Below are 14,825 nucleotides of genomic sequence, written 5' to 3'. Positions count from 1 at the left end.
TTCAATTTGGCAGATGTGCATAATTGTGCTCTTATAGTAATTGAAGTAATTAAGCTCTGAAAGGTACAAAATTTGTTTTTTCATTACGAAAACTTCATACAGAGCAAAATAAGCAAAAAGCTTGCGTTTACCGTGGAAGACCCCCAAGGTTTTCTTGATAAATTAATTTGCTTGAAACTGGAGCAAATAGCGTGACGTTCTACACTATACCTTTAACCCAAAATTTACCTACATAGCTTAGTATGGTTATACTAGCTTATTTTTCTTAAAATCACTTTAGAAGATTCAATTATTTCTGCAATAATTTTCAATTCTTTCTGACTACAATCTTGTATAATATCCATAATTTCATTCTTCAAGGCAGGTGTTTCAATTTTCATACATTCAGCCAGTACCATCTCTGGTGGTATATTTAATTCATTTACAATTTTAATGAAGGTAGATAAACTTACTTTTGTTTTTCCCGTCTCTATATTACTAATATGTTGACTAGTGACCCCCACTAACTCAGCTAGTATTTCCTGTGTCATGTTACGCCTTTTCCTTATATCTTTTATGTGCGCCCCAAGTACTTTTTCATACTCCATAACTATATGACCTTCTTGAGATTGCAGAATCAAGATGCACAGATAAATCCACCATCTTTTGTACTCAGTATGAACCGGTAGAGTGGTATTCACGCATTACTCCAACAGAGGCTGCTGGAAGTCCTATTTCAGAAGCAATCATGGATCGAATCATTCACAATTCATATGAAGTGTTGATTGATGGTAAGGTATCCATGCGTGAGCGTCACGGATTGAAAGCAGCCCAGAAAGGAGGCATCCATGAATAATTATTGTGCATTCAGTAAAGATCATCATTGTATCAAGTGGCAAGACTATGTGTTAGCTCGTCTTGAACTGGAAGAATGCGATGAATTATGTCATGGCAACTGGATTGAAATAGAATCTCTCCAGCGTCAGGTACATTTCCTGAAAAAGCTTCTGGAAGAAAACGGCATTGTATTACCAGACGATTATTATGACCTATGATTTATTCAGTTGTATTTATAATTAACAGGCAGTTGCCTGATAATTAGCATAAAATAGCATTGGCTCAGTCTCCGTGAGGGTGGCTCTCATCCTCCGTGGGACTGGCTCAGTTTGACCGTGCAAGTGGTTCACTTGGAACGGAATATACACAATTAATGCTGTAGATGCAATATAGAGCACTTTTCCTACAATTTCTTTACTTTTTTCTTCTTTATTTTCGACTACTTCAATACCTTTTAAGATATAATCTGTAGTAACATTAAAATAATCACTCATTATAATTATTTTTTCCACATCGGGCATGCTCTGCTCACTTTCCCATTATACTGACTGCCTGCTATCTATCTCTTTATATTGAAATCCAATATCTACTTCCTGTATCTTTGATTGAAGCTGTTCCTTCCATCCGGCACAGGAACTTCTGTTTTTCACAACAGCAAAGTCAAGAAATGCTGTCAGATTATATGGAAATTCCAGGGTATTATAATCCTCTTCCGAAAGATATTGACTGGTCACATATGCAACTGGATAAACCTCTGAATTTTCATAAATATTCTCTGCGATTTCTTTGTAACCTGGAATATTTTCCTGTGAGACAATATGCTCTTTGTAATCTAACCAGCAGTAAGAGATATTTACTCGACTGTTTGGGGCATGAATCCTATCATAGTAGTACTGGAAATCTGGAAATGGAATATCCTTCTTTTTAATATTTTTCTGAGGATAAAAAAGTAATTCCACCTCTTTTGGTGGCATCATCTGGAGTTCTTCAATCGGAATTCCTCCCGCGTGATAACGTTCCATAATCAAAGATAATGTTCCGGATCCAATCTTATACCGATCCATGCTAGAACTTCTTAATTTTTATATTATATTGGCTTGAATCCTTTTCCACGCACTTCATTCGATTCTATTGTAACAAGAAACGCTGATGAATCTACTTTCTTTACAGCTTTTTGAATCGTATGCATTTCTTTATTGTTACATGCACACATTAATACTTCTTTTTCACGTCCTGTATAACTTCCTTCTGCCTTAATCAAAGTTGCCCCTCGTTGTGATAGCTCATCAATTTTTGCCGCAATTTGTGGTCCCTTTTCTGTTACAATCAAAGCAAGTTTTCCAGCATCAACGCCATACATTAGCTTATCTACGACAAATGATAGAATATACGTTCCAATTAATCCATAAATAATCTTATCAATGTTTCCACGCATCAGAATTCCACCAATAATTACAATAATAAAATCCATAACAATGATAATTTTTCCTACAGAAATATGTGGCTTTGCCTTGTGTATTGCCATCAAAACAAAATCTGCTCCACCTGTAGAGGTATCTCTCATGTAAATTAATGCATATCCGATTCCTGAGAATACACTCATACAAATACAAGATAACATCATATCACCTTGGTAAACTGGAAACAATGGAACAACCCAGTCCATCAGTATATTAGAAATTAACATTGTCTTTATTGATCTTAAAAAAAATTGTTTTCCCAACAACTTGTAACAAATTAAAATAATTGGAATATTCAAAATTGTCGTCATTGTACCAATTGGAATTTTCCAAAAATAATAAAACACGATTGCAATACCTGATATACCTGCTACCGGAAATCCAGATGCCACTGCAAAATTATAGACTCCAATCGCAATGAAACAACCACCTACAATATCAAGTAAAATATCAATTAAAAATGTCTTTGCCTTTGATTTCAATGTGAGTTCCTCCCTATTACGGAATCTTATTTCTTTTGCATCACAATACATTGATATGTTTGCAGTTTTATTGAACCTGTAAGGATTTCATCAGTAATCAAATTTGTATAACATTCATTCAAAACCATCTTCACAGGATGTCTGTTAAAATTCTGAAGAAAATATACATCATCTTTCTGTTCTTTTCCACTTCTTTTTGAAACAGTAACTCCATAAGGTAATGTTTCCGTCAAATTTGCTTCCACATTTGCTTCCTCAATTACATCGCCCAAAAATTCTTTCAAAAATTCCAGATCTGGTTGAACAACAACATAGTAAGCTTTTCCTTTGCCATACGCATTTTCTGTAATTGCTGGAGTATTTACATTGTAATCTTGCAAGTATGTTCCCAACGGCTTTGCAGTTTGAAGTGTCACAACTTCTCTTAACACACCGGCTTTATATACACCGTCTTTATAGGAGAAAGTATTTGGAAAATATTCATTCCCCACATCAATCTCATCAACTGATAATCCTAGCAATCTCTCATGTGGTCTCTCTCCAATAAAACATAAATCTGTTTCATTTACTACTCCACTCCAATAAGTTGTTACATATATTCCACCTGCTTCCACGTATGCTTCTACTTTATGAATATACTCTTTTTTATGCAAGTACAAGGTCGGAGCAACCACAAGCTGATAATCTAACAACTCTCGATCCATGGAAATTATATCAACTTCAATTCCTTTTTCCCAAAAAACCCGATAATATTTTAAAAGTTCTTCCGTATAATCAAATTTTCTCGATATTGCTTGTGCGTCAGAAAGAGCCCACCAATTTTCCCAATCCATAATAATAGCTACCTTCGCCCTATTACATGTACTTAGTATTTGACTGCTTAGCTTTTCTAGATCTTTGCCAATCCAAGCAACTTCTTGAAAAACTCTATTCTTTTCTGACGCATCATGATCAACAACCGCTCCATGAAACTTTTCACTCGATCCTCTGCTTTTTCTCCATTGAAAATAAAGAACACTATTCGAACCTAACGCAATTGCCTGCATTGAAGATAAGTAATTCATCCCCGGTCTTTTTACATTATTTTCCTCATCCCAATTCACAAGTGATGGTGTTGATTCCATCATCAAAAATGGCTTCTTCTGAAATCCTCTCATCTGGTTATGCATAAAGGCTGCCCACACAGCAATCGGTACTTCATCTTCTTTTGTATGCCAACTCGGATAAGAGTCCCAAGAAATCACATCCAACTCCTCTGCCCATTTATCATAATCCAATGGTGAAAAATACATCATCATGTTTGTTGTAACTGGAAGATCCGAATATGTTTTAACAGCTCGAATCTCTTCTCTACAAAAGTCCTGTAACTGTTCGCTCACAAATCTTTTCCAGTCCAATTTCAAACCGTGTAATTCATCCTCTCCCCTCGGAGAAGGTGAATGAATCTGTTCCCAATCGGTATAAGTATGACTCCAAAACGCACTCCACCATGCATGATTCAATGCATCCAATGTTTTGTATTTTTTTTTCAACCATTTCCGAAATGCTTTTTGACATTCTTCGCAATGACAAGAAGCATCCCTAAAATTTCCTCCGTATTCGTTTGATATATGCCAAAGAATTACTCCTGGATGTTTTCCAAAGCGTTCTGATAATTTCAAATCCAACTTTCTAGTTTTTTCTCTCATAACAGCAGACGTGTAACAAAAATTATGCCTTTTTCCTGGTAAATTCTGTATCCCGTTTTCATCTGTCTGCATTACTTCAGGATATTTTTGAGTCATCCAATTTGGCATTGCACCTGTTGGTGTAGCTAGATTTGTATAGATGCCATTGTCATATAAACGGTTAATAATTTCTTCTAAATAGTCAAACTGATATTTTCCTTCTTCTGGCTCTAAAAATGCCCACGAAAATATTCCTAGTGAAACATTATTTACATGCGCTAATTTCATTAACCGGATATCCTCTTCAAGAATATCCGGTCTATCTAACCATTGTTCAGGATTATAATCTCCACCATACAGAAGACCTGGCATATTTATTTTTTTATATTCCATTTCTAATCCCTTTCTTTATAGATATCATTTATTATTTTACAGCTCCAGTAATACCTTCTGCAAAATTCTTCTGTAAAATAAAGAATACTAAGGCGGTAGGCAATGTACATATTAAGACTGCCAACATAAGCATTCCATAGTCTGTTACATATCCCTCTGTCAGATTTGCTACAACCATTGGCATTGTCATGCTCTTGGATTGTGTCATGATTACTTTCGGCCACATATAACTATTCCAAGCATTCATAAATGTAATAGTCATAGCCGCTGCATATGTTGATTTCATTGTAGGAATAAACATCTGAAAGAAGATTCTAATTTCCGAAAGTCCATCTAATCTGGCAGCTTCAATAATATTATGAGGAAATGATCTTGCACTCTGCCGAAACATCATGATTAAAAATGGGGTTGATACCGTTGGTAAAATGAATCCCAACGTACTATTTAACATTTTCATTTTTGCAACCATCTGAAACAATGGGACCAATATCGTAATAAATGGAACCATCATTGCAAGAAGAATCACACCCATCACGGCATCTTTTGCTTTATCATGATAAATTTCAAATCCATATCCTGCCAAGGAACATATCACCATCGAAACTATTGTAAGTAATATTGCATATTTAAATGAATTGACCAATGCAGCCCCTACCTCTTGATTTGCCAGCAGATTTTTCAAGTTTTCTCCCAAATGAGAGCCAAACGATAATACACCTTTTGATACATCCACACTTTTGTTTGTGGATGCACTTACCATCCAGTACAAAGGAAATACTGAAATAAAAGTAACCAAAATCAAGAATGCATACATTCCTATATTTTTCATTTTTTTAATCACGTTTATCACCCACCCTCATTTGTATAAATGCTAATACTGCAACCAACAGTAATATAAAGAAGGACAGCGCTGCTGCATATCCAAAATTCGGCACATACTTAAAACATAAATTATATATGTAATGTGACATAGAGATTGAAGCATTCGCAGGACCTCCATCGGTCAAGTTAATTGATTCATCAAATAACTGTAATGTTCCATTTGTTGACATTATTGCTGTCAACAAGATAGTTGGTTTTAATAATGGAACAGTAATCTTAAAAAATGTCTGTATTGCTGATGCTCCATCAATTTTTGCAGCTTCGTATACTGAATATTCAATGTTTTGCAATCCAGAAAGGAAAAATACCATATTATATCCTGTCCATCTCCACAAAAGAGCCAATATGATAACCATTTTTGCCGCAAATGGTTGTGTCAAAAAATTATATGGTTTATCCAAAATTCCAAAATTCACTAGAACATAATTTACTAATCCATCATTTGCAAACAAAGACCGAAAAATAATTGAATACGCAACCAATGAAGTTGTACACGGCAAAAAAATCATTGTTCGGAAAAATCCTTTAAACCGTAAGTCTTTTTTATTTAGAATACAAGCTAACACCAACGCTACTACAAGCATAATGGGCACTTGAAGAATGAAATAAAAAAATGTGTTTTTTATTGACTGAATAAATACATCATCTTGAAACATTCTGATGTAATTTGTAAATCCAGCCATCTGCATATTTCTACCTTTCCCCGTCTGAAAAGATAAAACTAACGCTTTGATCATTGGCCAAAAACTAAACACCGCAATCAAAAATGTTGCTGGTGCCAAAAAAGCCCATCCTGTTAAATTATGCTTTTTTTCCAACGTCATTTTTCTTGGTTTGTTAGACACAAAAACTCCTCCTCTCTATCCATAAGGGGGATGGTTCTACATTCCATCCTCTTGTATGATAGGAATCTCTCTTACTGTCCCATATTAAAATTAACAGTATCTTCCGCTTTTTTAAGCTCTTCCTCTAAATCTGCACCATTTGTAATATTTGTTGTCGCAACAGAGATTGCGTCTCTTGCTTCATGGAAATATGGTCCCGTAATAATAGAAGGAACTTTTGTTGAATAGTCAACTATTTTTTCAAACACTGCATCACCAGAGAAAAATTCATTCGGTACTGCATATGCATCAGAATCTCCTGCTGGTGTCCATGCAGCAATTGCTCCACAAGAGAGAATATTATCATATAACTCTGTACTTCCAGCAAATGTAGACGCAAGAAAATCTTCTGCTAACTCTACGTTTCCACAATTCCCTGAGATTGCCCAGGAAGAACCTCCAATATTTGAATAGTTTGTGGCACCCTTTACATTTGTAAGTTTTGGAATATTTGTAATAGCCCATTTTCCTGACTGATCCTCAGCTGTCTGAATTGTTCCCATAATCCAACACCCATTAATCACACCTGCAACTTCACTGTTCAACATTGAGCCAGTGTATTCATCCCAGTTATTTACTTCCTGTAACACACCTGAATCTTTCATTTTACAATATGTATCAATTACCTTCTTCAAAGTGTCATTTTTTGCAATATTCGTTGTTCCATCTTCATTAAACAAAGATGCTCCTGCAGACTGTAACATCATCGTAAGCAAATCACATTCGCCTGCTAACGTTGTCAATAATGGTTTTCCTGTTTTTTCCAGTACTACTTTGCCTTTTTCAACCCACTCATCCCAAGTAATATCTGTAAAATCTTCTAAAGTCATTCCAGCTTCTTGCAAAATATCTGTACGATAACAAGCAATTGCTGCTCCGTTGTCAAAAGGCACTCCATAGTGTTTTCCATCTACAACAGAAAAATCTGTTTTACCAGAAGCAAATTCTGAAAAATCAATTTTCTTTTCAGAAATTTCTGTAAATACATCTGGATAAGATAATACATTTTTTTGGAATGCATGGTCTTGCATCAAAAAAATATCTGGCAATGTGCTTAGATCTCCTGATGTACCAGCCGTAGTAAGTCTAGACTGTACATCTACATCTCCAACTTCGACAATATCAATTTTCACATCTTGATGATCTTCTTGATAAATTTTTGCAGCTTCTTCCATTGCAAAAATATTAAATGTTTTGTCCCAACACCATACTGTAATTGTATTATCGTCTTTTTTGTCCCCTGAACCTCCGCATGCTGCAATACCCATTGCCATCGTAGCTATCAATAAAATTGCCACTATTTTTTTTCTCATTTGTTATATTCTCCTTCTACCATGCCCCTTGATACCCTATTGTTACCGCACTATTCTGAGCTCCTGCTTCCATCGAATCTTGAACATTCAATCCATTCAAAATCCCATATAAAAATCCGGCAATAAAACTGTCGCCTGCACCCATTGTATCAACAACTTTACACTCTATGATTCCAAATCGATACCAAGAATTTCCATCATACCCAATGCTTCCATTTTTCCCCAATGTTGCAATAATGACTTTAGGTCCTTTTTGTTGCATTGCTTTCATGAATTCCTTTAATTGTTCCGTACAATTTTCTTTTTCTTTTAAGCCCATGCTATGATATTTCTGTCTAAACTCATTGCGTGATTCCTCGTCAAAAGAGAAGAATGCATATGTCACATATGGAATCGCTTTCTCAACAGTTGGATTTGCAAATTTATTGGCAAAATCAAATGCAACTGGAATTTCTTTCGAAATAAGTGGAAGCTCATCTTCAATCATTCCCCAAATTCCTGTAACCGCTAAATCATGTTTCTTTATAAAGGAAATGTCTTGTTCTCTTAGCTTAAAGTCTGCCAAAACACCTTCTTCATATTTTCCAAACACTCTATCTCCATCTACAATGTCAACATGTGTAACTGCGGTTTTTCCATCCAGCACTTGAATATGAGAAGTATCGACTCCTTTATTTTGAATTGCACTTATCATGATTTTTCCGAATGAATCAGTTCCAACAGCACCTGTATAAGAACTTTCTCCACCTAATCGTTTTATGTATACAGCAACATTCACTGGGTTTCCCCCTGGATAAGATTCATTCAATGAATCATAATAATCAATACAATTATCTCCTATTGCTGCTACTCTTATCTTTCTGTCCATTTTGCCACCTTAATAGTCCAGACATCTGTAATATCTTCTGATTTCCATAGGATGACAATTGACTTTTTCCATATGTACATCAATTCTCTGTGTTACCGCATGCATCACTAAATGTGATATATATCCTCTGTACTCTGGACTAATTCCTTTTAATTCAAATTTCTTGGTATCAATAATATTGTATTTTCCACAAATGCGTGGCAAGAAGTTTGCAACGCGCTCGCTCAATGATCTCTGAGAATCTTCCCCAATAAATACTGTAACTGGTGTATCTTTGTCAATTATTTCTAACATTCCATGGAAAAATTCTGCACTGTGGATAGATTTTGTACGAATCCAATGCTGTTCTTCCCAATAACACATTGCATAAGAATATGTGGCACCATACTGGTTCCCAGCCCCAACAAAATAATGAATTTTGTCGTCCTTATGACGATTTGCAAATTCTTCTCCGAAAGCATCTGCTTCCTTTTCAACTTCCACAAGTGCAGTTGCCAAATACTGATCCAACTCCTTGTATAAATCCTCATATTCTGGAAATTCTCCTGCATTGTACATAAATCTATCTGCTACCATATAAAATTTCAATTGTTCATTGGCAGGATATGTAATCACATAGTCTACAAGTTTTGCAAGTTCTGCAGTAGCAACATCAATAAAACCAATCACCCTTGCTCCACTCTTCTGTGCTTTTTTTACTCCATCTACGATTTCAGAAGTTGTTCCTGTAACAGACGAAATAATTACAATAGTTCCTTCTCCAACTTTTTTATTTCCAGTTGTCAAATACTCTGCTGCGTTTTCAACAAAAAATGAAAGTTTTGATTTTTCTTTCATATGAACCTCTGCCTGGAGGCAAGATGCATATGTTCCACCGATACCGAGCCAACAAATATTCTTGTATCCTTCTTTACAAATTCCATCAATCAATTCATTAATTTGATTTCTCAGAGCAAGCGCTCCATTCACACTTTCAATCTGTTTCTGTTCATTAAATTTCAACATAGTGTTTTCTCCTTTCCCTTCCTTTGTATTGGTGACTATTTTTAAATTTAATATACCACATTTTTTTATTTTTTCAATACTTCATGTAAAGAATATTGAATATTGTTGTATTTTTTATAATTTTTTTAAATATAAATGCATTTATTTATACACAATGCATATATTTCTTTTATTCTGGTATGAAACACATTTCAAATTTACTATACCAGTTTTTATATTTATTTTTTATTTATTCATTTCTTTTTTCCTTTCCATTTGCTTTTTAAGAACTGACAACGTATAATTTGATTATAAGTTACAAGTAAATTATAATATTAGGAGTTCTTATGAAAAAAAATTTATTAACTTTAGATGTTGCATTATCAAAAGAAATCAAATACATGCTAAAGGAAGAACACTATCTTCCAGGTGACAAACTGCCTTCGGAACGAAAGCTGGCAGAGCTGTTTCATGTACAACGCTTAACTGTTCGTGGAGCCTTGAATCTGTTACTTCAAGATAAAACAATTATCTCAAAACCACGAAGTGGTTATTACGTAGCGCCTAAACGCATTTTACAATCCATTCGTAATTTTTCCTTACATTCAGAGGAAGATAGCGGACAATTAACTTACGAATTATATGATTTCAAAAAAATAGAAGCAGATAACTATCTTGCAAGCGAAATGTTACTTCCTGAAAAATCGAAAATATACAAAATTGTTTGGCTTTATTCAGATGATACTCAACTAATTTGTATCAATACAACGTATATTCCTGAATATATCTATCCAGATCTCACCCAACAAATTGCTGCTTCTGCTCCTGCAATTGATTTGATTACAAACAATTGTCAAATAACCTTGGCAAAATCGAATCAAAAAGTCACCTTACTTTACGCAGACACAAAGACTGCTCAAATTTTAAATATTCCTGTTGATAGCCCTTTAATGAAATACAAAGGGCTCATGTATGATAAACAAGGACATCTTGCAGTCTTTTTTGAAAATAATATGCTAATTGATCGTTTTGGTTTTATCAGGGAGGTAGTTTTATGAGCAATGATGATGTATTAGCCGCACAAATAAAATCTAGTATCATTACAAAAATTAAAACACAGGAATATCTTCCTGGGGAGTTGCTTCCTAGCGAACGGGATTTTGCAACAATGTATAGTGTAAGTCGGTATTTGATTCATGACATCTTTGACGAATTAATTAGCCAACATTACTTAATTCGCGTTCACGGAAAGGGAACTTTTGTCCGCAAACCCGAACAAAATCGAGTTGCTTTAGGAGTACTAAATGAATCAAAAAATGCCAGCTTTACCTCTTTAGTTCGTAACTTTGGTATTGAAATTTCCAATAAATGCTTAGGCACAGGTATAATCAAAAACAGAAAATACTTTGCAGATAAACTTGGACTTTCTGAAGAAGATGAAATATACGGTATTCATCGAATTCGTCTTGGAAACAAGGAACCTCTTGCAATTGAGTTTACCTATGTTCCTATTCATTTTTTTTCAGATATCGATAATTACAATTTTGAGCACATATCGCTTTATGATTATATGAAATCCAAAAATCATTTGCCTGTAAAATTTAATGAGACAATGATGATGGTAGAAGCTGGCGAAAAACTTCAAAAGCACCTTCATCTTCCAAGTGCCACCTCTATCGTCAACTATATTGAATTCATAGGATACGATGAAAATGGTAATTTAGTTGAATATACAGAAAGTTATTCACGCCCTGATAAACTTGAAGTGCGCTTTGTCACAAATGATATCTAAATTCACTTTAATTTTACCGTTTAGTATGTGTATGCACCATAAACAAAACAAGATAGAATATACACAAAATAATACTTTTGTTAGGGGCGGGGAAAATTGACCACCTAAAGCCGCTTAGAATTAACCATTTTTAGTCGGATAGAAAAGTCATTGTATTTTTCTCTTCATGTTCTAAAATGATGTATGCCAATGCATCAGTAGAAATCACAATGGAAGAAAAATTCAATCCTGATAAAGTTAATCTCGCAGAATTAGAACGCAGGGCAGGAATTTCACGGGCCAAACTACGAAGAATTAAAAAATCTGGCTTTATTGACCTTCCGCATGCACTCACCGGCCGTAAAGCCGAACATACTCTTCTGACAGGATTTACAGGGATTATTGATGAATTACTCCGAAAAGGAATTACAAACTCTTCCCTCTGTTATGACAGATTAAAAGAAAATGGGTTCCAGGGTGGTTTAACCATCGTTAAAGACTATATTTCCAAGCATAAGGAACTTGTCCCACCCAAAAGGCAGCTTGTAGTTTCTCAAGGCAGCCGTGGTCAGCGTTACCATACAGCACCGGGAGAATCATACCAGATGGACTGGGGATGAATAATCTGTGCCCAAATGAGCCACCTGTCCGATGAGAGTGAGCCACGATTCCGTTTTGCCGTGAGCCACGATTCCGGTCATAATGAGCCACTTGTTTTATAATAGAATTATGCACAATTATTGTGTAAATCTATTACACAGGAGGTCCCATTATGACCAAATATCGAGAAATCCTAAGATTATCCAGCTTAGGATTTAGTAATCGGAGCATAGCATTGAGCGTTCCGTGTTCAAGAAATACCGTAGCAAAGGTCTTAAAACGAGCACAAGAATTAGATGTTTCTTGGCCGCTGGAAGACACTCAAACGGATGAAGTTCTTGAAGGCTTGCTTTATCCAAAACAATGCGACCGCTCTCAAAAGCGTATGCCAGACTATGCCTACATTCACAAGGAGCTGCTCCGTAACGGAGTAAGTAAAAAACTCCTGTGGACAGAATACATGGAGGATTGCCGTGCCAACGGCGATGAACCACTGATGTATTCACAATTCTGCTATCACATCCAACAGGATGAACAGAAACGACGTGCTACCATGCACATCAATCGTAAACCCGGTGAGCAGGTCGAGGTTGACTGGGCAGGGGATCCTGCAACGATTATTGACCCAGATACCGGTGAAAGCTTAAAGTCTTACATATTCGTAGGTGTAATGACTTACAGCCAGTATGCGTATGTAGAAGCCTTTCTGGATATGAAGCAGAAATCATGGATCACTGCCCATGTCCATATGTACGAATTTTTTGGCGGTGTCGCCAGAATTCTCGTACCGGATAACTGCAGGACAGCAGTTGTTCACAATGGTGGATGGAAAGATCAGCAGATCAATGAAACCTATCAGGAAATGGCTGAGCACTATGGCACAGCTATCATCCCTGCCCGTGTCAGGACACCAAAGGATAAGCCGAATGCCGAAGGAACAGTAGGAAATATTTCTACTTAGATAACAGCAGCACTCCGGAATGAACAGTTCTTTTCTCTTGCCGAATTAAACTGTGCAATCAGAGAAAAACTGGAGCAGTTCAATCGAAGGCTCTTTCAAAAGAAAGAGGGCAGCCGGCTGGACTTATTTCTTGAAGATGAAAAGCCATTACTTTCGCCATTACCTACTACCCGCTTTGAACTGAGTGACTGGAAGACAGCCACCGTCCAGTTCAATTATCACATTGGATTTTTCTCCAGTGCCCTTTTTGATGATTGATTTTTCAATTACGTTTATTTATTACCATTGTTATCTGATGGCAGTCTCACTTCTCCGGTCCTTTTCTTCATAATTGAATTCTGTGTTTCCATCTGTGTTAGAATATAATCGCTTTCCTGCAGAAATACACCTGCCGCCTCAGCATATGATTCATATCCAGCTGCTTTCATTCTCTTTAACATTTTTGCCAAAGCACTGTTTTTGTCTCTACTCACCTGACGTGTGCTGATGCCCAGTTCCTCTGCTGTTTCCTTAACCTGTTTTCCCATAATAAAATAATCGCTCACGATTTTCTTTTCTTTCTCTGTCAGATCACTAAAGAGTTCTTTGAAGAAGATCTCGGTTGTGATATCCGATGCAATGTCACGTCCGCTATCTGCGATAAAGTCTGTCGCACAACCGTTTTCTGACTCTAAACCACAAAATAATACTGTATTATTTCTCTGATGCTGCTGATCAAACATATAATGTTCCTTATTATAAGAAATATTAAGAACTTCCAGCTCCTCTGCTGTAATATTAGCGTATTTCACCTTCTGATATCTGTCGTAAAATGTGTATTTTCTTTCTTCCATGATTGTTCCTCCAATTTGTCGTTTTTGTTGGTTTGATTTATGACAAATCAAAAATCATGGATATCTGGCATAATGCCTGCCTCTTCCCTGCATCTTGATATGCTCTTCCTTTCCGGCGTCTACCTGTTAAAAAGGAAGCTTTTTCAAATCAGCAACCTGTTTTTAGGTATAAAAAAAGGCCATGCCCTTCCGGGCACAGCCTGACGCCTTATAATTTGAGAAAAAAAACCTCCGCAAACATTACGTCTGCGAAGGTCTATTTCTCTCAGCATATCAATTCTAACATGCACGTATTTTCATTGTAATACCATTCACATGCCAGTTTACTGTCAGTTCACTGCCACTTTACTTCCACTTTTCTTCCAGTTTATTTCCTCCATCTTATTCTGTATCTTTTCCGGTCGCGTAAATGCCCAGAGCATTGTTGCATACAACCGGATTGCTTTCTTACGGTTTCGATAATAAGTGGTGCTTGGCATATCATCCAGCATCATCATCACATCTTCATTGGTATTTCCTGCTTCAAAATATCTATATTTTAAAAGCCGATAATACAGCTGTCCATTCTTTGGATAATCCCTCAAAGCTATCAGGGAATCTCTCATAATTTCCAGCAAACAGAGATTCATATCATTATTCAGAAGCTTTTCCTGGATTCTGCGTTTCTCTGCAGTCGCATCAAAATCTACCAGATCATATAACATTTCCTTCAGATGCTTCCCTTCTTCTGCATACATTTCATAATCTATATCCACAAGGTTCTTCTCAATACGGAACATTACCTTGGTATACTGACTCAGCAATAATTCCGTATTCTTATAAGCATCCTCTGCCACTTCTTCCATATTGATAAACATATCCTGTATTCTCTGCATAATTGTCCTCCTTCCCGACCGCTTCCGCAGCCAGAC

At 36.0% G+C, this 14,825-nt stretch carries 16 protein-coding genes and 1 pseudogene; 5 read left to right on the top strand and 12 right to left on the bottom strand.

The features are described 5' to 3' along the window. Positions 1-251 precede the first annotated feature (251 nt). A complete protein-coding gene (locus AC6I3O_RS01815) occupies positions 252-587 on the bottom strand; it encodes a helix-turn-helix domain-containing protein (protein ID WP_159749836.1) in 336 nt (111 codons plus the stop codon). A gap of 240 nt (positions 588-827) precedes the next feature. Here AC6I3O_RS01815 and AC6I3O_RS01810 point away from each other — a divergent pair, with 240 nt between their 5' ends. Beyond that, positions 828-1,034, top strand: a complete 207-nt coding sequence (locus tag AC6I3O_RS01810; protein WP_004074303.1) for a mobility-associated LCxxNW protein — start codon at positions 828-830, stop codon at positions 1,032-1,034. 21 nt (positions 1,035-1,055) lie between these two features. Here AC6I3O_RS01810 and AC6I3O_RS01805 read toward each other — a convergent pair whose 3' ends face one another. From AC6I3O_RS01805 to AC6I3O_RS01765, 9 genes are all read right to left on the bottom strand, one after another. Beyond that, on the bottom strand, positions 1,056-1,337 hold the full coding sequence (locus AC6I3O_RS01805; protein ID WP_004074305.1) for a hypothetical protein: 282 nt from the start codon (positions 1,335-1,337) through the stop codon (positions 1,056-1,058). A gap of 18 nt (positions 1,338-1,355) precedes the next feature. After that, complete coding sequence (locus AC6I3O_RS01800; RefSeq protein WP_497849465.1) at positions 1,356-1,793, bottom strand: hypothetical protein; 438 nt, start codon at positions 1,791-1,793, stop codon at positions 1,356-1,358. 110 nt (positions 1,794-1,903) lie between these two features. Further along, positions 1,904-2,809 carry a YitT family protein gene (locus tag AC6I3O_RS01795; RefSeq protein ID WP_022745518.1) on the bottom strand — a complete coding sequence of 302 codons (906 nt, stop codon included), beginning with the start codon at positions 2,807-2,809 and terminating at the stop codon, positions 1,904-1,906. Further along, the gene (locus AC6I3O_RS01790; RefSeq protein WP_004074311.1) at positions 2,785-4,818 is read right to left on the bottom strand and encodes a beta-galactosidase; all 2,034 of its coding nucleotides are present in this window, start codon (positions 4,816-4,818) and stop codon (positions 2,785-2,787) included. Before AC6I3O_RS01790 ends, AC6I3O_RS01795 begins: the two co-directional genes overlap by 25 nt. A 31-nt stretch (positions 4,819-4,849) precedes the next feature. After that, positions 4,850-5,659, bottom strand: a complete 810-nt coding sequence (locus tag AC6I3O_RS01785) for a carbohydrate ABC transporter permease (protein ID WP_004074313.1) — start codon at positions 5,657-5,659, stop codon at positions 4,850-4,852. After that, the gene (locus tag AC6I3O_RS01780; protein WP_004074315.1) at positions 5,652-6,545 is read right to left on the bottom strand and encodes a carbohydrate ABC transporter permease; all 894 of its coding nucleotides are present in this window, start codon (positions 6,543-6,545) and stop codon (positions 5,652-5,654) included. The genes AC6I3O_RS01785 and AC6I3O_RS01780 overlap by 8 nt, the downstream gene beginning before the upstream one ends. Positions 6,546-6,616: 71 nt before the next feature. Then, positions 6,617-7,897, bottom strand: a complete 1,281-nt coding sequence (locus tag AC6I3O_RS01775; protein ID WP_004074317.1) for an ABC transporter substrate-binding protein — start codon at positions 7,895-7,897, stop codon at positions 6,617-6,619. A gap of 16 nt (positions 7,898-7,913) precedes the next feature. Continuing rightward, positions 7,914-8,765 (bottom strand): PfkB family carbohydrate kinase, encoded by an 852-nt coding sequence (locus AC6I3O_RS01770; protein ID WP_004074319.1) that lies wholly within the window; start codon positions 8,763-8,765, stop codon positions 7,914-7,916. 9 nt (positions 8,766-8,774) lie between these two features. Continuing rightward, positions 8,775-9,770, bottom strand: coding sequence for an SIS domain-containing protein (locus AC6I3O_RS01765; RefSeq protein WP_004074321.1), 996 nt, complete (start codon positions 9,768-9,770; stop codon positions 8,775-8,777). A 326-nt stretch (positions 9,771-10,096) separates the two neighbouring features. On the opposite strand from AC6I3O_RS01765, the gene AC6I3O_RS01760 reads away from it, so the two are divergent. The 4 genes and pseudogenes from AC6I3O_RS01760 to istA form a co-directional block, all read left to right on the top strand. Beyond that, positions 10,097-10,807: a GntR family transcriptional regulator gene (locus AC6I3O_RS01760; RefSeq protein ID WP_004074323.1), complete on the top strand. Its 711-nt coding sequence runs from the start codon at positions 10,097-10,099 to the stop codon at positions 10,805-10,807. Then, positions 10,804-11,541 (top strand): GntR family transcriptional regulator, encoded by a 738-nt coding sequence (locus tag AC6I3O_RS01755; RefSeq protein ID WP_004074337.1) that lies wholly within the window; start codon positions 10,804-10,806, stop codon positions 11,539-11,541. The genes AC6I3O_RS01760 and AC6I3O_RS01755 overlap by 4 nt, the downstream gene beginning before the upstream one ends. Before the next feature lie 209 nt (positions 11,542-11,750). Beyond that, the gene (locus tag AC6I3O_RS01750; protein ID WP_155962222.1) at positions 11,751-12,140 is read left to right on the top strand and encodes a hypothetical protein; all 390 of its coding nucleotides are present in this window, start codon (positions 11,751-11,753) and stop codon (positions 12,138-12,140) included. A 152-nt stretch (positions 12,141-12,292) separates the two neighbouring features. Further along, a pseudogene (istA, locus tag AC6I3O_RS01745) lies at positions 12,293-13,306 on the top strand (IS21 family transposase); the annotation flags it as partial. Between the two features lie 47 nt (positions 13,307-13,353). Here the strand turns inward: istA and AC6I3O_RS01740 are convergent. Together AC6I3O_RS01740 and AC6I3O_RS01735 are read right to left on the bottom strand one after the other, a co-directional pair. Next, positions 13,354-13,914 carry a sigma factor-like helix-turn-helix DNA-binding protein gene (locus AC6I3O_RS01740; RefSeq protein ID WP_004074341.1) on the bottom strand — a complete coding sequence of 187 codons (561 nt, stop codon included), beginning with the start codon at positions 13,912-13,914 and terminating at the stop codon, positions 13,354-13,356. Between the two features lie 329 nt (positions 13,915-14,243). Next, positions 14,244-14,789 (bottom strand): hypothetical protein, encoded by a 546-nt coding sequence (locus tag AC6I3O_RS01735; RefSeq protein WP_004074343.1) that lies wholly within the window; start codon positions 14,787-14,789, stop codon positions 14,244-14,246. Positions 14,790-14,825 lie beyond the last annotated feature (36 nt).

This window comes from Sporofaciens sp. St.21A7 (assembly GCF_059728535.1).
This window is presented reverse-complemented; position numbering and strand designations above follow the sequence as displayed.

Coding starts and splice junctions, on each gene's coding strand:
- AC6I3O_RS01815 (WP_159749836.1), bottom strand. CDS start 587: ATGGAGTATGAAAAAGTACTTGGGGCGCACATAAAAGATATAAGGAAA.
- AC6I3O_RS01810 (WP_004074303.1), top strand. CDS start 828: ATGAATAATTATTGTGCATTCAGTAAAGATCATCATTGTATCAAGTGG.
- AC6I3O_RS01805 (WP_004074305.1), bottom strand. CDS start 1,337: ATGCCCGATGTGGAAAAAATAATTATAATGAGTGATTATTTTAATGTT.
- AC6I3O_RS01800 (WP_497849465.1), bottom strand. CDS start 1,793: ATGATGCCACCAAAAGAGGTGGAATTACTTTTTTATCCTCAGAAAAAT.
- AC6I3O_RS01795 (WP_022745518.1), bottom strand. CDS start 2,809: ATGTATTGTGATGCAAAAGAAATAAGATTCCGTAATAGGGAGGAACTC.
- AC6I3O_RS01790 (WP_004074311.1), bottom strand. CDS start 4,818: ATGGAATATAAAAAAATAAATATGCCAGGTCTTCTGTATGGTGGAGAT.
- AC6I3O_RS01775 (WP_004074317.1), bottom strand. CDS start 7,897: ATGAGAAAAAAAATAGTGGCAATTTTATTGATAGCTACGATGGCAATG.
- AC6I3O_RS01770 (WP_004074319.1), bottom strand. CDS start 8,765: ATGGACAGAAAGATAAGAGTAGCAGCAATAGGAGATAATTGTATTGAT.
- AC6I3O_RS01765 (WP_004074321.1), bottom strand. CDS start 9,770: ATGTTGAAATTTAATGAACAGAAACAGATTGAAAGTGTGAATGGAGCG.
- AC6I3O_RS01760 (WP_004074323.1), top strand. CDS start 10,097: ATGAAAAAAAATTTATTAACTTTAGATGTTGCATTATCAAAAGAAATC.
- AC6I3O_RS01755 (WP_004074337.1), top strand. CDS start 10,804: ATGAGCAATGATGATGTATTAGCCGCACAAATAAAATCTAGTATCATT.
- AC6I3O_RS01750 (WP_155962222.1), top strand. CDS start 11,751: ATGGAAGAAAAATTCAATCCTGATAAAGTTAATCTCGCAGAATTAGAA.
- AC6I3O_RS01740 (WP_004074341.1), bottom strand. CDS start 13,914: ATGGAAGAAAGAAAATACACATTTTACGACAGATATCAGAAGGTGAAA.
- AC6I3O_RS01735 (WP_004074343.1), bottom strand. CDS start 14,789: ATGCAGAGAATACAGGATATGTTTATCAATATGGAAGAAGTGGCAGAG.